The following is a 20,308-nucleotide window of genomic DNA, read 5'->3' on the forward strand; positions in this document are numbered from 1 at the left end:
ACCACACCACATTTTTACAAGATTATGGCGGCAAACGAGATCCTACTTTTTGTGAGTGGTTTTCATCGGTGTGCTCTTCCGATCACACGGCGTGGGTCCCCCCCGGGGGGGGGCGCGGCCCTCGGTCGGCCGCGCCCACCCCCATGCCCCGAGGAGATGCGATGACCCGGGCCCTGCTCGCGCACGGTGACGTGGTGCTCGTGCGCCCGTTGCACCCGGGCGACACCGCCGAGGTGCTCGCCCTGCACACGCGGCTGACCCAGCAGGACACCTACTTCCGGTTCTTCGGCACTCCGTCCGGTTTGGACCGGCTGGCGGCCGAAATCGCCGCTGATCCCGGCCCGGGTCACTACGCCGTGGGCTGCTACCGGCGTGGCGAGCTCGTCGGCGTCGCCAACTACGAAGTGCTGGACGACTCGGCCGACGCCGAGGTCGCGCTCGTGGTCGACGCTGCGGTGCGCACCCAGGGCGTGGCGACCCTGCTGATGGAACACCTCGTCTCCCACGCCCGCAAGACCGGCCTCAGGCGATTCCTCGCCGAAGTGCTCGCCGAGAACGCCAACGTCATCCACGTCTTCCGGGACCTCGGCCTGCGCTTCGAGGCCAGCATCGGCGGCCCCGAGCGTGACGTCGTGATGATCCTCGAAGACGATCCCGCGTATGTCGAGGCTGTGCTCGAGCGCGACTCGGTCGCCGACGCCGCCAGCCTGGCCCACCTGTTCAAGCCGTCCTCGATCGCCGTGATCGGCGCGGGACGACGGCCGGGCTCGGTCGGGCACGCGGTCCTCGGCAACCTGGTCGGCTCCGGCTTCCCCGGTCCCGTCGAGGTGGTGAACCCGCACGCGGACGTGATCCTCGGTGTGCCGAGCGTGCCGTCCGTCGCGGCGCTGACCCGCACCCCCGACCTCGCGGTGATCTGCCTGCCCGCACCGGCCGCCGCGCAGGCGGTCGAAGAGTGCGGGAAGCGCGGGGTCCGGGCCGTCGTCATCATCTCCTCCGGATTGACCGGTACCGGCGCGGGCGAGCGCGTCCATGCCGCCGTGCGCGACTACGGCCTGCGGCTGGTCGGCCCGAACTGCCTCGGCGTCGTCTCCACCGACCCGGCCTGCCCCTACGACCTCACGTTCCTCGCCACGCCGGTCCGGCGGGGCAACATCGGCGTCGTCACCCAGTCCGGCGGGGTCGGCATCGCGCTGGCCGAATCGCTCGGCGATCTCGGCCTCGGCGTGTCCTCGCTGGTCTCGACCGGGAACAAGTACGACGTCAGCGGCAACGACCTGCTGATGTGGTGGGCCGCCGATCTCCGCACCGAACTGGCCGTGCTGTACCTCGAATCGTTCGGCAACCCGCGCAAGTTCAGCCGGCTGGCCCGCCGGATCGCCCGCACCCGCCCGGTGCTCGCCGTCCGCTCCGGCAGCGGCGACACCGCCCAGCGTGCCGCCGCTTCGCACACCGCTGCGGCCGCGACCCCCGCCGTCACCCGGGACGCATTGTTCGAGCAAGCCGGCGTCATCGCCGTCGACACCGTCGCCGAGCTGGTGGACGTCATCGCCGGGCTGTCCTGGCAGCTGCTGCCCGGCGGCCCGCGGGTGGCCGTGGTGAGCAACGCCGGGGGCGCCGGGGTCCTCGCCGCCGACGCCTGCGAGCGCGAAGGCCTGGTCATGGCCGAGCTGTCCCAGGACACCCGGGACCGCCTCGCGAAGCTGCTGCCCGCCGAGGCGGCGGTGCGCAACCCGGTCGACACGACCGCGGCCGTCCCGCCCGAGGTGTTCGCCGACGCCCTGCGCGCCGTCCTCGACGACGACGGTGTCGAGGCGGTCATCGCCGCGACCGTGCCCACCGCGGTCGGCGATCCCGGCACGTCGCTCGCCGCGGTGCTCCCGCCCGAGTACAAGACCGTCTTCGCGGTCCGGCCCGGGCAACGCGCCCGGGTGGCCCCGCTGGTGCCCGGCCGCGGTGTCACGGCCTGCTACGACGACCCCGCCGCGGCCGCGGCGGTGCTGGCTCGGCTCGTCCGCTACGAACAGTGGCTCAACCGGCCCGAAGCGGACGAGCATGTCGAGCCCCTCGAAGATCCGGACGCCCTGCGGGCCTTCGTAGCCGAGCGCGAAGGTTGGCTCCCGCCCGCCGACGCCGTTGAACTGCTTCGCCTCGCCGACATCCCGATGGTGGAGACCCACTACGTGGAAGCCGGGGACTCGATGGACGCCGCGGCCGCCGACCTCGGCTCGCCGGTGGTCCTCAAGGCCGATGCCGAGGGCCTGCTGCACAAGACCGCTGGCGGCGGTGTCCTGCTCAACGTGCGCGGCGCCGACCGGACCATGGAAGCGTTCCGGGTCCTGCGTTCCCGCTTCGGATCCGCCCTGCGGGGCGTGACGGTCCAGCCGATGGTCGAACCCGGCCGCGAGCTGCTGGTCGGCGTGCGCTCGGACCCGGTGTTCGGGCCGCTGGTCGTGTTCGGCCTCGGCGGCGTCGACACCGACCTGATCGCCGACCACGCCGCCCGGCTCACCCCGCTCACCGGCGCCGACGCGGACCTCCTCCTGGACGGGCTGCGGGCGTCGAAGGCGCTCTGGGCGTCCGACCTGGATCGAGCGGCGATGCGGGAGCTGCTGCTGAAGGTCAGCCGGCTGGCCGAGCTGGTGCCGGAACTGGCCGAACTGGACCTCAACCCGGTGCGCGTGCGCTCGGAAGGGTGCGTGGCCCTGGACGTCCGCGCCCGCCTGGAGCCCGTCGCGGCGGAAGACCCGTTCCTGCGCCGGCTGCGAGACTGAAGGAGCGACCTGTGCGTGTGCTGACCTTGAACCCCGGCTCGTCGAGCGTGAAGGTGTCGTTGGTCGCCGACGGTACCGCCGTCGGCTGGGCCGCCTGGGACCTGACCGACCCGGCTGTCGTGGGCCACGCGGTCCGCAGGTGGTCCGATGTGGACGCGGTCGCCGTCCGGTTCGTCCACGGTGGCTCGCAGAAGGCACCCGCGCGCGTGGACGACGCCCTGCTCGCCAACCTCGAACGGCTCACGTCGCTGGCGCCCAACCACCAGCCGCTGTCACTGGAGGTCACGCGGGAAGTCCGCCGCCTGCTGCCGGACGTCCCGGTGGTGGCCTGCTTCGACACGGCGTTCCACGCCCGGATGCCCGAAGCCGCCGCCCGGTACCCGCTCCCGCGAGCGTGGACCGCGCAGAACCGCCTGCGCCGCTACGGATTCCACGGCCTGTCATGCCAGTACGCCCTGCACCGGACCGGCGAGCTGCTGGGCCGCGCGCCGGAGGACCTGCAGCTGGTGTGCGCCCACGTCGGCGCGGGCGTGTCGGTGACGGCGATCCGCGACGGCCACGGCGTCGACACGAGCATGGGCTTCACCCCGCTCGAAGGCGCCATGATGGCCACCCGGTCCGGTTCGGTCGACCCGGGCCTACTGCTGCACGTGATGCAGACGGCGCCGATGAGCCCGGCCGAGATGGCCGACGCGCTGTTCCACCGCTCCGGGCTGGCCGGAATGACCGGCACCAACGGTGACCTCCGGCGCGTGCTGGCCGCGGCCGCCCGCGGCGACGCCGACGCCGCGGTGGCCCTCGACGTCTACCGGCACCGGCTGGGCCGGGAGATCGGCGCGGCCGCCACCAGCCTGTCCCGGCTGGACGCGGTCGTGTTCACCGGCGGTGTCGCCGAGCACCAGCCGTCGATGATCACCTCGGTCGTCGACGGGCTGGCGGTGCTCGGCTTGCGTGCCGGAGAGGTCCCGCACACCGACGTCGACCGGATCGTCACGGCGGCGGACTCCGTGGTGCCCGCCCTGATCGTGCTGCCCCGGGAAGACCTGGAGCTGGCCCGCGGCGCCGAAGAGGCGCTCGCCCGAGTGTCCGTGAGGTGACCCCATGCACGTCCTGCTGACCGAAGCGTCCTTCGGTGACGCCGACTTCCTCGTCCAGCCCCTGCGCGACGCCGGCTGCCTGGTCAGCCGCTGCCACAACCGCACCGGGCTCTGCCGGGCGCTCGCGCCGGGCGGCCGCTGCCCGCTCGACGAACCGTTCGCCCAGCCCGACCTCGTCGTCGACGTCCGCGGCCAGGAACCGGAGCTGACCGCGCGCGAGTTCGGCGCCGTGTGCGCGGTCCGCGACCACGTGCCGGTCGCGCTGGTCTCCCCGGACCCGGACGTCCGGGCGGAGGTCCCGCCGGGGCTGGAGAACCGCGTCACCGTGATCGACGTCGACGGCCTCCTCGCTACCTGCCGGGCCGCCACCCGGCACCTCCCGGTGCGCCCGGGCAGATGACCGGGTTCCGCTGGGACACCTCGTCCCGGGCCGTGCTCGGCGACGCGCTGGTGCGGCTGAGCCCGAACCGGTGCGTCGCCGAAGTGCGGCCCGACGAGGTCGTCCTGACCGAGCCGCCGTCCCGGCGGGACCGGGCAGGCAACGCGGCCTTGATCGAATGCGGCGCGGCACTGTCGACGGTCTGGACGGTGCTCCGGGTCCTGGGCCGTGACCCGGTCGTGGTGTTCCCGTACGACGCCGACCGGCCCGACGTCGTGGCGATCGTCCGGGCCGGTGCGGCGCGGCCGCCGTCGAGCGGTGAGTGGGCGCGGTACGTGGCGCTGCGCAAGCTGGCGGAGCCGGAGCTGCGACCGGTCAGTCTCGCGGTGCTGAGTGCGCTGGCGGATGACGGTTTCTGGCCGGAGACCGACGTGCGCATCGTGCGGCCCGGCTGGGTGCCCGTCCTCGAGCAGCTCGGCGCCGACGTCACCGGCCAGTCCGCCCTGCTCATAACCACCTCCGGCGACAGCCGCCGGCACCACGTCCTCGCCGGCGCCGCTCAGCACGGCACCCGGCTGGCCGCCGCGGTACGCGGATTCTCGTCACGGACCGTCTCGCTGGCTCGCTTGACGGCGGTCGAGCGCGCTCGGCAGACCGAAATCCTGCCCGGCGTCCCACAGGGGCTGCTCCTGATCGGCCTCGCCACCCCGAAGCGAAGGAAGGCCAGATGACCACCCACCTGAAGACCAAACCGGCCGAGGCGCCGCCGGTCGACGCCCGCGAGCCGGTCGCCCGGCTGCTGCGGGACCTGCGGACCACGCCGACCGGCCTGACGGCCCGGGAAGCCGCGCGTCGGCTGCAGGTGAGCGGTCCGAACGCGCTGCCCTCGCACGGCGGCCACCGCTGGCCCCTGGCTTTGCTGCGGCAGCTGATCCACCCCCTCGCGTTGTTGCTGTGGGTAGCGGGCGGGCTGGCCTGGGTCGCCGGGACGACGAACCTGGCGATCGCGATCGCCGGCGTCATCCTGCTCAACGGCCTGCTGGCGTTCGTCCAGGAACAGCAGGCGGAGAAGGCGGTCGAGGCGCTGGGCAAGTACCTGCCCGACCGCGCGCCGGTGCTGCGCGACGGCCAGGTGTGGCACGTGCCCGCGACCGAACTGGTCCCCGGCGACGTGCTCGTCCTCGAGGAGGGCAACCGGATCCCCGCCGACGCCCGGCTGATCGACGGCACGGTGGACGTCGACGCGTCGATGCTGACGGGGGAGTCGGTGCCGGTGACCCGGATGGCCGACGCCCACGACGACGCTTCCCGCCCCCTCGACTCGCCGGTGCTCGTCTTCAGCGGCACCGTGTGCGTCGCCGGTGCCGCGCACGCGGTCGTCCACGCCACCGGGCGGCACACCGAGATCGGCCGGATCGCATCCCTCTCATCGCGCGTCGGACGCGAGGAAAGCCCGCTCGAACGCCAGGTGCGGCGGGTGGCGTGGTTGATCGCCTTGGTCGCGGTCGTCGTCGGGGTCGGGTTCCTGCCGCTGGGCTGGCTGGCCGGGCTGTCCTGGTCGGCGGCGTTCGTGTTCGCGATCGGTCTGCTGGTGGCCAACGTTCCCGAGGGCCTGCTGCCGACGATCACCCTGGCCCTGGCCGCGGGGGTCCGGTCGATGGCCAAGGCCGGGGCGCTGGTGAAGCGGCTGTCCGCGGTCGAGACGCTGGGGTCGACGACGGTGATCTGCACCGACAAGACCGGGACGTTGACGCGGAACGAGATGAGCGTCGAGGAGGTGCACCCCTTCGGGGACGCGCTCGTCGAAGCCCTGGTGCGGTGCAGCACCGCGGACGTCACCGGATCGAGCGGCGACCCCACCGAACTCGCGCTGCTGCGATACGCGGGCTCGACCGGGGCCGACCTGTCCGCGCGGAAGGCGTTGTACCCGTTCGACCCGCGGCTCAAGCGCATGTCCACTGTGGATCTAGTCGGGGACTCCCTGTGGGTGTCGACCAAGGGGGCGCCGGAGCAGGTCCTGCCCCGCTGCGCGATGCCGGCCGAAGAACGGGCCCGGCTGGTGGCGCTCGTCGACGAGATGGCGGGCCGGGCCCTGCGGGTGCTCGCGGTCGCCGCACGTCCGGTGCCCGCGCTGCCGGGCAGTCGCGAGGAGGCCGAGACCGACCTGACCCTGCTCGGCCTGGTGGGGCTGGTGGATCCGCCCCGGCCCGAGGTGGCCGCGGCGGTCGCGGACTGCCACTCGGCGGGCATCCGGGTGCACGTGGTGACCGGCGACAACGGCCGCACGGCGGCGGAGATCGCCCGCCGCGTCGGCATCGGCGCGGACCGCGTGATCAGCGGCGAGGAGCTGGCCGAGCTCCCGGAGCCGGCCTTGGACGAAGCCCTGACGGCCAACGGCGAGATCGTGTTCTCCCGCGCGGCGCCGGAGGACAAGCTGCGCATCGCCGACGCGTTGCGCGACTGCGGCGAAGTGGTGGCCATGACCGGCGACGGCGTCAACGACGCCCCGGCGTTGCGCCGCGCGGACATCGGCGTCGCGATGGGCATCGGCGGCACGGACGTGGCCAAGGAAGCGGCGACGGTGGTGCTGACCGACGACAACTTCGCGACGATCGTCGCCGGGGTCCGGGAAGGGCGCCGGGTGTTCGACAACGTCCGGAAGTTCGTGCTGTACATCTTCGCGCACGCGGTGCCGGAGGTGCTGCCGTTCCTGCTGTTCGCGGTGTCGGGCGGGATGATCCCGTTGCCCTTGACGGTGTTGCAGATCCTGGCCATCGACCTCGGCACGGAAACCTTGCCGGCACTGGCTCTCGGCCGTGAACCCGCCGAGCCGGGGCTGATGTCGCGACGGCCGCGCCGGCGTTCCGAAGGCGTGGTCACCGGACGGATGCTCCTGCGCGCCTGGGGAATCATGGGACTGTTGTCGGGAGTGCTTGTGCTGGGAGCGTTCTTCGCGGTGCTGTACGCCGCGGGCTGGCACCCGGGCGCGGACGTATCGACGGGCAGTTTGCATTCCACTTACCTGCAGGCCACGACGGCGAGCTTCGCGGCGATCGTGTTCTGCCAGGTGGGCACGGCGTTCGCGGCCCGGACCGAGCGCGTGTCGCTGCGTTCGGTGGGCCTGACGACGAACCGGCTGCTGCTGGGCGGGATCGTGTTCGAGCTGGTGTTCGCCGCGGCGTTGATCTACCTGCCGCCGTTGCAGGCGCTGTTCGGGACCGCGGCACTGCCGGCTTGGGTGGTGGCGATGTTGCTCCCGATGCCCGTGATCGTGTGGGGAGCGGACGAGTTGTTCAGGTGGGCCGCCCGCCGCCGCTGATGCTCAGCCGATCTTCGTGTGATCAAGGATGCCTTCACCGTCGGTAACGTCGAGTACCGCCAGGGACGGAGGCTCTTCGATCTGGATCCCGATCAGTCGCAACTGACTGATGATCTCATCGTCGACGGGGATGGTCTCCGATGGCCACGGCTCCTCACCGTGCCGACCGAACAGCGCGACCCCGTTCGACCGGCCACCCGTGTCGAATCGCGTCCGATAGCGGATTCCGTGGAACGCGGGACGCCCTCTGGTGCCTTTCGCCTCGTCGAAGGTGCGAGCGTAGAGCTTCGGGATCCGGTACCGCGACATGCTCGACAGCTCGTTCGTCACCTTGAACTTGAGAGCTCGACGGTCAGTAAGATTCGCCAGACGGATGGTTCCTTCAACGCGGAGAACGTGGATGATCCATTGCTGAAGGAAGGAGACCTCGAAGACGGAATCGTTCGTCCTCGTGCACCATTCGATGCCAATGCACTCCAAAAGCCCGCACAGTGGTTCGATGCTCGTGTAGCACGTGCCTCGCGGCTGGTCGAGATCGAAGCGGCACTTCCCGCACGAACAGAACCACCACGGTCCGCGCCCGTTTCGGACAGCGCGGTACAGGAAATGGTTCTTACGCACATAGGCTCGTGGAAAGCTCGGCCAGGAAAGTTTTGCATCTGGCTCGCGCTGCACGACGAACTCGCGGGTCGTCATACTGCCCACCGTGCCGCAGTCAGTCTTGCCGCGTCGACCGCCTGGTGTACGTCACCTTCGAGCAGCATGTCGATGATGCTGCGGTCGCCGAGGATCTGCAGTGGTGAACGGAGCCAAGAGGCCACCGTCCACGTCAGAGGGGCATCGTCTGGTGCGACGGCGTGCAACACCTCTGGCAAGCCGGGTATCAGCCCGTCCGCCGTGAACTGGTAGCTGGGCAGGACACTGTGGCCGTCGCTCGTGGTCAACATCAAAATCATCTTGGCGGCGGCCTGCTTCGCGAGGTCTTCCGGGTCTGAAAGCCCGAGAAGCGTGCATGCCGTCTCAGATCGGAGGACTGGACCGATTCCGGTGCGCCAGGGACTTTCCGCCGGGCCTGCTGCGAGCACACCCTGTACCTCGTCTGCCAAGCCTCGCACGTCGTCTCCGTGGACATTGACCGAATCCGGGTCGGCCTTGAGATGTGATGCCAGGTGAACGGTGAGGAGGTCGGTAACGACGTCGGAAACGGGTATTTCAGCCGGAGATGCGATCTCCGGATTGCGAGACTGGATGTTTTCGGCCGCTCGCCGGACATCGTCCACGGTGATGCCGGCCAGCTTGGCAGTTGTCACGTACCGCCCGCTCGTCGGGCGTGGTCGATATGCTTGCCTTTGCCGTAGGACCTTCGATGTGCGGGGCTTGAAGCGGGTCGTGGCAGACCCCGGGCTGCTCCCGAGAACATGCTCGACTTTGCGCGAGAGCAAGCGTAGATCCATCTTTGTCAGGCGGACCGTACCTGGTGGAAGTTTGCGAACCAGGCGGGCGGCGAGAAGGCGGGCAACGACGTCGCTGGCTGGAAGGTTCTGGTCTTCCTTGAACCGAACTCGGACCTGTGCGTCGCCGATCGCTCGGCGGACATCGGATTCCGATACCTGCAACAGTTCGGTCAACATACGAGAACGGTTGGAGTTCTTGTGGCCCGACCTCGCGGATGTGCGGCGTTTGTGTTTGGCGACCATCGTGCAGCTCCGCTCGACTGGGCAGCGACTCGGGTAACCGGCCGCCGGTTTTGACGGCCGCGACGAGTCTTTAGTTCGTCATTGTTCTGCTCGATAGTCGCCGGAGTAGCCGTCCGTGTTTCACTTCCGGGGCGGAATCAGACCGCCGCCAACCGGTTTGCCGCCTCCGGGGTGATGACCACGACCGGGCACCGCGAGTACCGCACGCACTCCCGCCCCACGCTGCCCAGCACCAGATCCGCCATCGCCCCGCCCCGATGAGCACCCAGCACCAGCAGGTCCGCATCCGCGGACGCAGTCACCAGCTCCGTCGCCGGGTCGCCGTGGACCGTCCGGGTCTCCAGCGTGGCCGGAGTCTTGATGCCCAGGCCGCTGACGTGTTCCACCAACGAGTAGCCCGCCTCCGGGACCCGGCCGTGCGGCTGGATGGCGAACGACGTGCCCGGCAGCAGCTCGTCGCGCGGCCGGACGAGGATCGCGCGGACCGTGTCGCCCGCGTGGGCGCCGCTCTCGAGGGCCCACCGCAGTGCCGCGTCGCCGCGGGGTGAGCCGTCCATGCCGACGATGATGACGCGACCAGTGCTCATGACTTCCTTCTTTCCTCCGTGACGGCGCCATCGTGCGTCGAGCCGGCCGCGGCCGGGTAGGGGACGAATTCCGCCGGACCGGAGGACTTTGTGCTCCGGTGTGGACGGCGAAGCCTCGCGACCATGATTCCGGCGGGGCATCCGGCTCCGCGCTGAGGAGTGACGGCGATGACCGTTCTGACCAGGGAGCAGCAGGGCGTCCTCGCGCGCGCCGTGAGCCGGGCGCCTTCGGTGCACAACAGCCAGCCGTGGCAGCTGCTCGTCCGCGGGACCGAGGTCGATCTGCTCGAACGCCGGGACGTCGAACTCCGCCGGCACGATCCGTACGGCCGGGACCGGCTGCTGTCCTGCGGGGCCGCCCTGACCAACCTCGAACTGGCCGTCTGCGCGCTCGGCCGGGACTGCCACGTCGACCTGCGGGACGACGGCGACGTGGTGGCCACGGTGACGATCGGCCGCCCGCGCGCGACCTCCACCCGCGCCTACCTGCTGTACCAGGCGATCGGCCGCCGCCGCAGTCATCGGCACCGGTTCTTCCACAGCCGCGTGCCCACGGCCGTGCAGCAAGCGCTGGTCGACGCCGGCGAAACGACCGGCGTGCACGTCGTCCGGCCTGCGCCGCTGGACAAGCTGGCCCAGCTCCTCGGCTTCGCGGCGCGGGTCCTCCGTGAGGACCGCGGCTACCAGCGTGAGCTCGCGGTGTGGACCGCCCACACCCACGGCTGGGACGCGTCCGGCGACGGCATCGCCGGCGACACACTCGGCCCCGAACCGCTTCCGTTCGCGGGGATCGTCCGGCCCGGCACACCGATCCCCGACGACACCGTGCTCGCCGACCGGCTCGCCGGGGAGAACTGGCTGGTCTTCTGCACCGACGGCGACGCCCGGCCCGACCAGCTGGCCGCCGGCGCGGCGCTGGAGCGCACCTGGCTGACCGCGGCGTCGAAGGCGCTGGCCGGCTCGGTCATCACCCAGCCCCTGCACCTGACCGGCTTCCGCGCGCGGCTCGTGTCCGAGCTCGCGCTGCCCGGCGCCCCCCAAGCGATCTTCCGCTACGGCTACCCCGCTGTCCCCGCTGCCCCCTCACCCCGGCTCCCGCTCGGCGAGCTGTTCCCACCTCCAGGAGGAACCCGATGACCTACGTACGCGACCTGGCCGAGATCCGGCTCACCGACGACGAGACCGTCGGGGGCAAGGGCGCCAACCTCGGCGAGCTGATCTCCGCCGGGTTCCCCGTGCCGGGCGGCTTCGTCATCTCCCGCGACGGCTACTGGGCCGCACTGGAAAAGGCGGGCGTCCGTGCCGAAGTCGCCGACCTGCACGCCAAGGCACTGGCCAATGTGGACGACGCCGAGCTGCTGGCCGAGCACTGTGACCGCATCCGCGACCTGGTCCGGTTGGCCGGCCTCACCGGCGACCTGCGGGAGGAGATCTCGCAGGCTTACCGCGGGCTGGGCTCGGCGACGCCGGTCGCCATCCGGTCCTCGGCCACCGGCGAGGACGGCGCCGAAGCGTCGTTCGCCGGGATGAACGCCACCTACACCAACATCTGGGGCGACCACGCCGTCGCCGAGCACGTGGTGGACTGCTGGACGTCGTTGTTCAGTCCGCGCGTCGTCAGCTACCGGGCCAGCCGCGGGTTCACCGGCGAGCCGGCGATCGCCGTCGTCGTGCAGCGGATGATCCGCTCCGAGCGCTCCGGCGTCATCTTCACCGCCGACCCGCGCACCGGCGACCGCGACCGCGTCGTCATCGAAGCGGTGTTCGGCCAGGGCGAGGCGATCGTCAGCGGTGCCGTCGAGCCCGACACCTACGTCGTCGGCAAGCAGGACTTGTTGATCCTCTCGGTGCGGATCGGCAGGCAGACCCACAAGATCGTCGCGGACGAAGGCGGCGGCGACGTCACCGTCCAGCTGCCGGAGCCCGCGGGCGGACGGCGCGTGCTGAGCGAGACCGTCGTCCTCGAACTGGCCCGGATGGCGACCCGCGTCGAGGAGCACTACGGCGTGCCGCAGGACATCGAGTTCGCGATCGCCGACAGCGAGATCTTCCTGGTGCAGTCCCGGCCGATCACCACGCTGCCGCCGGTGACCCCCACGGGCACCACCGCGCTCGTCACCGGGCTCGGCGCGTCGCCGGGCGAGGGCAGCGGCGCGGTCCGCGTGCTGCACGACCCGGTCGAGGCCATGCATCTGCGCGACGGCGAGATTCTGGTCGCGCCGATGACCAACCCGGACTGGGTGCCCGCCATCCGCCGCGCCGCCGCGGTGGTCACCGACGGCGGCGGGATGACCTGCCACGCGGCCGTGGTCGCACGCGAGCTGGGCGTGCCGGCCGTGGTCGGCACCGGCGACGCGACCCGTGTCCTGGTCGACCGCAGCCTGGTCGCCGTCGACGGCACCCAGGGCGAGGTGCGGCCGGGCGCGACCAAGAAGGCGCCCGCGCACGCCACGCCCGTCGCCGCCCCGGTGGCACCGGAAGCCATCGGCACCAAGCTCTACGTCAACCTCGCCATGCCCGAGCACGCCGAAGAGGTCGCCGCGCAGGCGGTCGACGGCGTCGGCCTGCTCCGCGCGGAGTTCCTGCTCACCGAGGCGCTCGGCGGCCGGCACCCGCGCGACCTGCTCGCCAAGGGCGAGGAGCGGTCCTTCGTGGACAAGATGGCGGAGTCGCTGCTGAAGATCACCAAGCCGTTCGGCACCCGCCCGGTCGTCTACCGCGCCACCGACCTGCGCACCAACGAGTTCCGCGGGCTGGCCGGCGGCGAGGAGTTCGAGCCGGTGGAGAGCAACCCGATGATCGGCTACCGCGGCTGCTACCGGTACGTCCGCGAGCGCGACCTGTTCGCCCTCGAACTGGAGACCCTCGCGCGGGTGCGGGAGCAGTCGCCGAACCTGCACCTGATGATCCCGTTCGTGCGCACCAAGTGGGAGCTGGAGGAGTGCCTCGAGCTGGTCGACGCCAGCCCGCTCGGCCGGCAGCGCGGCCTGCACCGCTGGGTGATGGCCGAGGTGCCGTCGGTCGTGCACTGGCTGGGCGAGTACGCCGGGATGGGCATCGACGGCGTCTCGATCGGCAGCAACGACCTCACCCAGCTGATGCTCGGCGTCGACCGCGACTCGGGCCAGTGCGCGGAGCTGTTCGACGAAGCCGACCCGGCCGTGCTCGACGCCATCGAGCGGATCATCCGCGTCGCGCGGCACCGCAACATCACGTCGTCGCTGTGCGGCCAGGCGCCGTCCACCAAGCCCGGTTTCGCCGAGCACCTGGTGCGCTTCGGCATCACGTCGATCTCGGTCAACCCGGACGTCATCGGCCCCGCCCGCGCGGCGATTGCTTCGGCCGAGCGGCGCATCCTGCTGGAGGCCACCCGATGAACGCGGCGATCGAGATCCGCGGCCTGCGAAAGGCGTTCGGGCACACGCGTGCGCTCGACGGACTCGACCTGACCGTCGAAACCGGTGAGGTCCATGGCTTCCTGGGCCCGAACGGCGCCGGGAAGACCACGACACTGCGGTTGCTCCTGGGCCTGTTGCGGGCCGACGGCGGGGAGATGCGGCTGCTCGGCGGGGCCCCCCTGGCGCGACGCCGTGGCGCTGCACCGGCGTCTGGCCTACGTGCCAGGGGAGGTGTCGCTGTGGCCGAACCTGACCGGCGGCGAGGTCATCGACCTGCTCGGCCGGCTGCGCGGGGGCCTCGACCCGGTGCGCCGCGCGCGGTACCTGGACCGGTTCGAGCTCGACCCGCGGGTCAGGGGCCGCGCCTACTCGAAGGGCAACCGGCAGAAGGTGGCCGTGGTCGCCGCGCTGGCATCGGACGTCGAGCTGCTGCTGCTCGACGAACCGACCGCGGGGCTGGACCCGCTGATGGAGGAGACGTTCCCGCGAGTGCGTCCGGGAGGAGCGGGAGCGGGGCCGCACGATCCTGCTCTCCAGCCACATCCTGTCCGAGGCCGAGGCCCTGTGCGACCGCGTCAGCATCATCCGCGCGGGCCGCGTGGTGGACGCCGGCAGCCTCGACGACCTGCGTCACCTCACCCGCACCACGATCACCGCGCGGCTCGCCGGGGCGCCGGACGGCCTCGCCCGGCTGCCGGGGGTGCACGACTTCGTCGTGGACGGTTCCGACGTCCGGCTGACCGTCGACACCGCCGCGCTGTCCCCGGTGCTCGCCGCACTCGGTCAATGCGGCGTGCACAGCCTGGTCAGCCGTCCGCCGACGCTCGAGGAGCTGTTCTTGCGGCACTACCGCAGCGAGCCGGCGGTGGTGCCGGTATGAGCGGCGTGTTCACCGGCACGGGCGCGCTGATCCGGCTGGCCCTGCGCCGCGACCGGATCCGGCTACCCGTCTGGATCGTCGTGTTCGCGGCGACGGCTGCTTCCGCGGCGGCGGCCAGCATCAACGCCGTGCCCTCGCTGCGAGCCCTGTACGGGCCGGTCCACGAACCGACCCTCGGCGCGACGTCGGTGTTCAAGCTGACCGCCTTCGGCGCCGCCCTGGTCGGGCTGGTGATGATCTTCACCGCGGTCCGGCACACCCGGGCCGAGGAGGAGGCCGGGCGCCGCGAGCTGCTCGGCTCGGCTGTGGTGGGCCGGTACGCGGGGCTCGCCGCCGGGCTGGCCGTGACGGCCGGCGCGAGTGTCGTGCTCGGCGGGGCCACCGCGGCGGCCCTCGCCGCGACCGGGCTGCCGGCCGGTGGCTCGCTGGCGTTCGGGCTGTGCTGGGCGGCCGCGGGCCTGGTGTTCGGCGGTGCGGCGGCGGTGACGGCCCAGCTGACCAAGAGCGCCCGGTCTGCTTCAGGGCTGGCCGTGCTTCTCCTGGTGGCGGCCTACTTCCTGCGGGCGGTGGGCGACTCCGCCGGTCCGGGGTGGCTCTCCTGGCTGTCGCCGATCGGGTGGAGCGAAGAGGTTCGTCCGTTCGCCGGTGACGTCTGGTGGGTGCTGGTCCTCCCGGCCGTCGCCGCCGCGGCGCTCGGCGGGGTCGCGATCGCGCTGGCGCGGGTCCGCGACCTCGACGCGGGCTTGCTGCCCGATCACCCGGGCCCCGCCGGGGCCGGGCGGTCGCTCGAGAGCACCTGGGGCCTGGCGTGGCGGCTCAACCGCGGCACGCTCGCCGTGTGGACGAGCGCGTACGTGCTGCTGGGGCTCGTGTGCGGCAGCCTGGCCGGCAACGTCGGCTCGATGCTGACGAACGCCCAGGCACAGGCCATGATCACCGCGCTCGGCGGCGAAAAGGGGATCTCGGACGCGTTCCTCGCGGCGGAGCTGGCGGCGGCCGGCGTGATCACGTCGGCCTACGTGATCGCCGTGCTGGCCCGGCTTCGCGCCGAGGAGCGGGCGCTGCGCGTGGAGCCGCTGGTGGCCACCGCGGTGGACCGGCGCCGGCTCCTGGGCGGCTACCTCGTCTTCGCGGCCGGGGCGCCCGCGGTTCTGCTGACCGCGCTCGGGCTGGCGGCCGGGCTGACGAACGGCGCCCACCTCGGCCGGATCGGGCCCGAGGTGGCCCGGCTCATCGGCGCCGCGCTCGCGCAGCTGCCCGCGGTGTGGGTGCTGACCGGGATCGCGACCGTGGTGTTCGGCCTGTTCGGCCGGGCGCTGACCGCCGCGTGGGTGGCGCTGGTGACGTTCCTCCTGCTCGGCGAGTTCGGCGCGCTGCTGAAGCTCGACCAGTGGGTGCTCGACCTGTCGCCGTTCACGCACTCGCCGAAGCTGCCGGGCGTGGAGGTCCAGGCAGCGCCGTTGCTCTGGCTCACCGCGCTGGGCGCCGCGCTGGTCGTGGCGGGCGTGACCGGGTTCCGCCGGCGTGACCTCGCCGGCTGACCGCGCGAAGGGAGAACCGATGTCCGACGGATCCCGCGCCGCCGCACTCAGTGCCGCCCGCCGCGCTTCCGCGCGCTACCGCAGCAGCCCGTGGCCGGGGAGGCTGCACGTGACCGCGCACCACCCGGCCCGCACCGAATCGCTCCTGACGTTCCTGGGCGGCGCTCGATACCTGCTGGCGACGGCGGACACCAAGCTGCTGGTCGGCTGCGGGCTGTTCGAGGGACCGGAAACGGCGTGGCGCCGCAACTTCTCGCCGTGTCCCGACGAACTGCGCGCGGCCGACGCGGTGATCCTGCCCAGCGCCGATCTCGGGCACGCGGGGTTCCTGCCGCAGCTGGCCGCCGAAGGCTGGCACGGGCCGGTGTTCGCGACCCCCGGCACCGCCGCGCTGCTGCCCGTGGTGCTGTCCGATGCCGCGAAGCAGTTCGCCGAAGATGCCGGCCAGGCGTGCCCGCCGCCGCCGGGCGTTCCGCCGTTCCGCGCGGAGGACGTCGCCCGCGCGCTCGCCCTGGTCCGGCCGGTGGAATTCGGCTCCCTGCACCGCTTCGGCGGCGTGGAGTTCGAATTCGGCCGCGCGGGCGGCCGGCTGGGCGCAGCCTGGGTGCGGGTGCGGGCCGGTGGCCGTTCGGTGGTGTTCGCGGGCCCGTTGGGGGCGGCGGATCACCCGCTGCTGCGTCCGCCGGACCCGCGTCCCCGCTCCGACGTCCTGGTCCTCGCGGCACCCGGGCCACCCGCCGACGGCCACCTGCCCGGCCGGTTCGCGGCGGCGGTGCACCGGGCGGCCCGGCGAGGCGGCAGCGTGGTGGTTCCCGTGCCGGTGGGCGGCGGCGTGGAGTGGCTTCGGGCACTCACCGGGCAGCTCTTACCTCTGCCGGTGGTTTTGGACGGCGACCTCGGTCTCAAGGTCCACCGGCAGCTGGCGAGCGAGCTGCGCCGCGGCGCGCACGTACCGGCTCTCGAGGTGCGGCCGGAGCCACCGGACGGGCCGTCGATCATCCTCGCCGGGCTGGCGACGGCGGACTCCGGACGCGTGCTCCGGCACCTCGCCCGGCTGCCGCCGGATCGCCGCAACGGGGTGGTTCTCCCGGGACACGCGGCGCCGGGGACACGCCGGCACAGCTCGCGGAGGGCACTCGTCACCTGAAGATCCACGGCCGGTACGTGCCGGTCCGCGCGGAGATGACCGCGCTCGGTGGGACGGGCGCGTTCGCGGGCCCGGAGGAGGTCCTGGCGTGGGCGACCGCGACCCCGGCCCCGGAGACGGCGTTCGTGGCCGAGGGGGAGCCGGACCCCGCGCATGCGCTGGCGAAAGCGCTGCACGCGGAAGCGGACTGGTGCGCGGTGGTGCCGCAGGAGGGCGAGCGGGTGTTGTGCTGAGCACCGCCGGTGGTGAGCTGGTGCAGGTGGATCCACGGGACTGAGGGGAAGGCCGTCCCGCGTGTGGGTTCGGCGTCGGCGGCCCTGTTCAGGCTGCGGTGCGGGGGAGGCGAAGGTCTTTGGTCCTCACCGGTCGTGACGCGCGGCCATCGCGGCGCCCGGCGGCCTTTGGCGATGCTGGAGGTGTTCGTCCCCCAGACACCGGAGCCCGACGATGAGCCGACCCCTGCCCAGCGTGTTCGACCAGGCCCTCGCCTCGGCCGTGCGCGCGCCCTCGCCGCACAACACCCAGCCCTGGCGGTTCGTCGTCGAGCACGAGGTCGTCGAGGTCTGGCTGGATCGCGAACGCGTCCTCGGCGTCGCGGATCCGCACGGGCGGGAGGCGCGGCTCGCCTGTGGAGCGGCCGCCCTCAACCTGCAGATCAGCCTACGGGCCAACGGGCTCGCCGCGGTCGTGCGGCTGCTGCCCGACCCGGCCGAGCCCGACCTCGTCGCGGTGATCCGGCTCGACGGCAACGAGAAGGCCACGGCGGTCGAGCGCAAGCTCGCCGAGGCCGTGTTCCGCCGGCACACCAACCGGCGGCCGTTGCTGGACAGGGCGGTGCCGCCGGTCGTGCGGGCCGCGCTGAAGTCGGCGGCTCTACAGGAGGGCGGGCAGATCGAGTACCTCGACGCGTCGGGCCGGTACACCCCGGTCGCCTCCTTGGTCAGGCAGGCCGAAGCGCTACAGGCGGACGATGACGAGTTCCGCGCCGAAGCCGCGTTCTGGACCCACCGGACGCCCGAGAGCCCCGACGGCGTGCCGAAGATCGCCTCCGGGCCGCCGCCGCACGGGTCCGGGGTCGTGTCGCTGCGCGCGTCGCACGAAAACCAGGACCTGCCCGCGCGGGAGTACGAGCAGGAACCGCTGCTCGGCGCGGTGCTCACCCGCGACCGGGGCCCGCACGCGGAAGTGCGGGCCGGGATGGCGATGCAACGCGTCCTGCTGACCGCGACGGCCGAAGGGCTGGCGACGTCGTTCCTGTCGCAGCCGTTCGAAACCCCGCGGACGCGGGAGTCGCTCGACCGCCTCTTCGCCGGGGCCGGGCAGCCGCACACGTTGCTGCGCATCGGCTACGGCTACCCGACGCGGCTGACCGGCCGTCGCCCGGTGCACGAGGTGCTGACCCATCGGACCACGGCCGGGTGAAGCTCAGTGGTGGGCCGAGGCGCGCAGGACGTCCTGGAAGGTGATCATCCCGACGACGTGCCCGCCTTCGACGACCGGCGCCGAGCGCACCCCGGCGTCGGTCATCCGCCGCGCCAGCTCGCGCACGTCGGTGTCCGGCGGCACCGCCAGGCCGCTCGTGCGCATGACCGAGCCCGCCGTGCGCGGGCCGCCGTCGAGCATCACGCCGGTGTCCGGGTCGCCGGGCGCGGCCGGCGACCGCAGGATGTCCTCTTCGGACACCAGGCCGAGCAGCTGCCCGTCGGCGTCGACGACCGGCATCGTCGTGAACCCGTGCGCGGTCATCATCTCCGCGGCTTCCTCGAGCGTCGCCGACGGGGCGAGGGCGAACGTCGGAGTGGTCATGATGTCGCGTGCGCGCATGGTTCGTGCTCCGTTCCTCCGGGTCCTCCGACCATCCCGCCGGGCCGCGCGGACGCCACAGGGTCCTAAGTCCCCGGCCCGCCCGCCGACGGACTCCGGTCCGGGGTCCAAGGCCTCTTCGGCGGATCCGGGTGGCCGGTGATCCTGAAGGGACGAGAGGAAAGGACACCCATCATGAACCGGATCGCGCGGATGTGGCGCACGCTGGTCCCGCGCCGGAATTCGGTGGCGCGCCCCTCGGACCGCGTCCAGGGCGGGCTGCTCGCCCTCGTGGTGCTGCTCGCCCTCATCGCCTTGCCGGTCGCCGCGAGCTTCGGCTCCGAGACCTTCGTGAGCCAGCAAGCACAGTCGGCTCAAGAGCTGGGGGAGCGCACCCAGGTGACCGCGACCCTGCTCGCCGACGGTCCCGAACTGACGGTGAGCCCACGCAGCGGCATCGCCGGCAACGGCGCCCCCACCGATGCCACCTGGGTGCTGCCGGACGGAACTCGCCGCGTCGGCCAGGTCGTCGCCGACGAAGGCACCTCCAAAGGGCACACCTTCGGCATCTGGGTCGACCGCGACGGCACCCCGGTGGACCCGCCGCTCAGCAGCGCCGCCGTGGTGATCGACGCCGCCGGCGTCGGGCTGGGCCTGTGGCTCGCGGCGCTGATTGTGCTCGCCGTCGGCTACCGGCTTTCGGTGTTCTCCCTCAACCGGCTCCGCTACGCCCGCTGGCAGCAGGAGTGGTTCGCCGACCAGGACCGCAAGACCCGTTCTTGAGACGAGAAGAAGGTGAAACTGACATGACCACGGCAAACCAGGGCGACATCGTCGTCGGCGTGGACCACTCGGCGATCAGCGCGGCCGCACTGCGCTGGGCGGTGTCCGAAGCGGCGGTGAGCGGCCGGCAGGTCGTCGCGCTGCGCGCGTGGACGTTCGAGCCGGTCTACGACCTCGGCGCGGCCGTCGCCGGGACACCGCAGACGGTCGCCGACCGCGAGCGGCGGCAGCTGGACGAGGTCGTCGGCGAGGTGCGCGCCGAGCACCCGGGCGTCGCCGTCCGGGCCGAGCTGGTCGAACACTCGGCCACGGTGGCTCTGGAAGAGGCGTCGAAGACCGCGTCGATGCTCGTGCTCGGCAGCCACGGCCACAACCGGTTGCTGAAGCTGCTGGTCGGCTCGGTCGCCGAGCACTGCCTGCGCGAGGCGAGCTGCCCGGTCGTGGTGATCCCGGCCCGGACGGTCCCGGAGCCGGAAAAGGACGCGACGCCGGAGCCGGAGCCCGCGGTCGGGTACTACCCGGGGCCGCTGCTGTGAAGGAGATCAAGATGCCCAGTCGCCGCAGGGTGGGTTCGGTCATGACGACCGAAGTGACCACCGTGGGCCCGGACACGCCGTTCAAGGCCGTGGCGCTGCTGCTGGCCACCTGGAACATCAGCGGCGCGCCCGTGGTCGACGAGGACGGGAAAGTGCTCGGCGTCGTCTCCCAGGGCGACCTGCTCGAGCGCGAAGCCCCGCACGGCCTGCTCAAGCCCGGTTCCCGCCAGGCGAAACGCAAGGCCGGCGCGGCGTTCGTGGCGGACCTGATGACGGCTCCGGCGGTGGGCGGGCCGGGGGGCCGCGAGCGCAGGGGGCGCGCGGCACCCCAACAGGGAGACCCCAAAAAACACCCCGCCGGGGGGGA

Annotated in this window: 18 protein-coding genes and 1 pseudogene; 15 read left to right on the top strand and 4 right to left on the bottom strand. The window is 72.4% G+C overall.

Annotated elements, in window-relative coordinates:
* The first annotated feature begins 161 nt into the window (after positions 1-161).
* From ACWEVN_RS33895 to ACWEVN_RS33915, 5 genes are read left to right on the top strand one after another with little or no spacing between them, the layout of a single operon-like run.
* Positions 162-2,774: a GNAT family N-acetyltransferase gene (locus ACWEVN_RS33895; protein ID WP_452053981.1), complete on the top strand. Its 2,613-nt coding sequence runs from the start codon at positions 162-164 to the stop codon at positions 2,772-2,774.
* A gap of 11 nt (positions 2,775-2,785) precedes the next feature.
* On the top strand, positions 2,786-3,871 hold the full coding sequence (locus ACWEVN_RS33900) for an acetate/propionate family kinase (RefSeq protein WP_452053982.1): 1,086 nt from the start codon (positions 2,786-2,788) through the stop codon (positions 3,869-3,871).
* 4 nt (positions 3,872-3,875) lie between these two features.
* Positions 3,876-4,271 carry a hypothetical protein gene (locus ACWEVN_RS33905; RefSeq protein WP_452053983.1) on the top strand — a complete coding sequence of 132 codons (396 nt, stop codon included), beginning with the start codon at positions 3,876-3,878 and terminating at the stop codon, positions 4,269-4,271.
* A complete protein-coding gene (locus tag ACWEVN_RS33910; RefSeq protein WP_452053984.1) occupies positions 4,268-4,981 on the top strand; it encodes a hypothetical protein in 714 nt (237 codons plus the stop codon). Before ACWEVN_RS33905 ends, ACWEVN_RS33910 begins: the two co-directional genes overlap by 4 nt.
* Entirely contained in the window at positions 4,978-7,569 is a 2,592-nt protein-coding gene (locus ACWEVN_RS33915) for a cation-translocating P-type ATPase (RefSeq protein ID WP_452053985.1), read from the top strand. Before ACWEVN_RS33910 ends, ACWEVN_RS33915 begins: the two co-directional genes overlap by 4 nt.
* A 3-nt stretch (positions 7,570-7,572) precedes the next feature.
* Here ACWEVN_RS33915 and ACWEVN_RS33920 read toward each other — a convergent pair whose 3' ends face one another.
* The 3 genes from ACWEVN_RS33920 to ACWEVN_RS33930 all read right to left on the bottom strand — a co-directional run bounded on the left by ACWEVN_RS33920 (position 7,573) and on the right by ACWEVN_RS33930 (position 9,853).
* Positions 7,573-8,265, bottom strand: coding sequence for a hypothetical protein (locus tag ACWEVN_RS33920; RefSeq protein ID WP_452053986.1), 693 nt, complete (start codon positions 8,263-8,265; stop codon positions 7,573-7,575).
* Entirely contained in the window at positions 8,262-9,200 is a 939-nt protein-coding gene (locus ACWEVN_RS33925; RefSeq protein WP_452053987.1) for a hypothetical protein, read from the bottom strand. Before ACWEVN_RS33925 ends, ACWEVN_RS33920 begins: the two co-directional genes overlap by 4 nt.
* 203 nt (positions 9,201-9,403) lie before the next feature.
* Positions 9,404-9,853: a universal stress protein gene (locus tag ACWEVN_RS33930; RefSeq protein ID WP_452053988.1), complete on the bottom strand. Its 450-nt coding sequence runs from the start codon at positions 9,851-9,853 to the stop codon at positions 9,404-9,406.
* A gap of 168 nt (positions 9,854-10,021) precedes the next feature.
* Between ACWEVN_RS33930 and ACWEVN_RS33935 the strand changes: the two genes are divergently transcribed.
* From ACWEVN_RS33935 to ACWEVN_RS33965, 7 genes and pseudogenes are all read left to right on the top strand, one after another.
* A complete protein-coding gene (locus ACWEVN_RS33935; protein ID WP_452053989.1) occupies positions 10,022-10,990 on the top strand; it encodes an Acg family FMN-binding oxidoreductase in 969 nt (322 codons plus the stop codon).
* The gene (gene ppsA, locus ACWEVN_RS33940; protein WP_452053990.1) at positions 10,987-13,230 is read left to right on the top strand and encodes a phosphoenolpyruvate synthase; all 2,244 of its coding nucleotides are present in this window, start codon (positions 10,987-10,989) and stop codon (positions 13,228-13,230) included. The genes ACWEVN_RS33935 and ppsA overlap by 4 nt, the downstream gene beginning before the upstream one ends.
* Positions 13,227-14,131: pseudogene (locus ACWEVN_RS33945) on the top strand (ABC transporter ATP-binding protein). The gene ppsA and the pseudogene ACWEVN_RS33945 overlap by 4 nt, the downstream one beginning before the upstream one ends.
* Positions 14,128-15,672: an ABC transporter permease gene (locus ACWEVN_RS33950; protein WP_452053991.1), complete on the top strand. Its 1,545-nt coding sequence runs from the start codon at positions 14,128-14,130 to the stop codon at positions 15,670-15,672. Before ACWEVN_RS33945 ends, ACWEVN_RS33950 begins: the two are co-directional and overlap by 4 nt.
* Before the next feature lie 19 nt (positions 15,673-15,691).
* On the top strand, positions 15,692-16,819 hold the full coding sequence (locus ACWEVN_RS33955; RefSeq protein WP_452053992.1) for an MBL fold metallo-hydrolase: 1,128 nt from the start codon (positions 15,692-15,694) through the stop codon (positions 16,817-16,819).
* Positions 16,820-16,836: 17 nt separating this feature from the next.
* Positions 16,837-17,052, top strand: a complete 216-nt coding sequence (locus ACWEVN_RS33960; protein WP_452053993.1) for a hypothetical protein — start codon at positions 16,837-16,839, stop codon at positions 17,050-17,052.
* A 214-nt stretch (positions 17,053-17,266) separates the two neighbouring features.
* Positions 17,267-18,241 (top strand): Acg family FMN-binding oxidoreductase, encoded by a 975-nt coding sequence (locus ACWEVN_RS33965; protein ID WP_452053994.1) that lies wholly within the window; start codon positions 17,267-17,269, stop codon positions 18,239-18,241.
* 3 nt (positions 18,242-18,244) lie between these two features.
* On the opposite strand, the gene ACWEVN_RS33970 is transcribed toward ACWEVN_RS33965, so the two are convergent.
* Positions 18,245-18,643 carry a CBS domain-containing protein gene (locus tag ACWEVN_RS33970; protein ID WP_452053995.1) on the bottom strand — a complete coding sequence of 133 codons (399 nt, stop codon included), beginning with the start codon at positions 18,641-18,643 and terminating at the stop codon, positions 18,245-18,247.
* Positions 18,644-18,817: 174 nt separating this feature from the next.
* On the opposite strand from ACWEVN_RS33970, the gene ACWEVN_RS33975 reads away from it, so the two are divergent.
* The 3 genes from ACWEVN_RS33975 to ACWEVN_RS33985 form a co-directional block, all read left to right on the top strand.
* Entirely contained in the window at positions 18,818-19,405 is a 588-nt protein-coding gene (locus ACWEVN_RS33975) for an Rv1733c family protein (RefSeq protein ID WP_452053996.1), read from the top strand.
* A 23-nt stretch (positions 19,406-19,428) separates the two neighbouring features.
* Positions 19,429-19,941 (top strand): universal stress protein, encoded by a 513-nt coding sequence (locus tag ACWEVN_RS33980; RefSeq protein ID WP_452053997.1) that lies wholly within the window; start codon positions 19,429-19,431, stop codon positions 19,939-19,941.
* A 41-nt stretch (positions 19,942-19,982) separates the two neighbouring features.
* Positions 19,983-20,308 (top strand): CBS domain-containing protein (locus tag ACWEVN_RS33985; protein ID WP_452053998.1); only part of this gene is annotated, 326 nt, incomplete at its 3' end.

This window comes from Amycolatopsis sp. NPDC003861 (assembly GCF_053605405.1).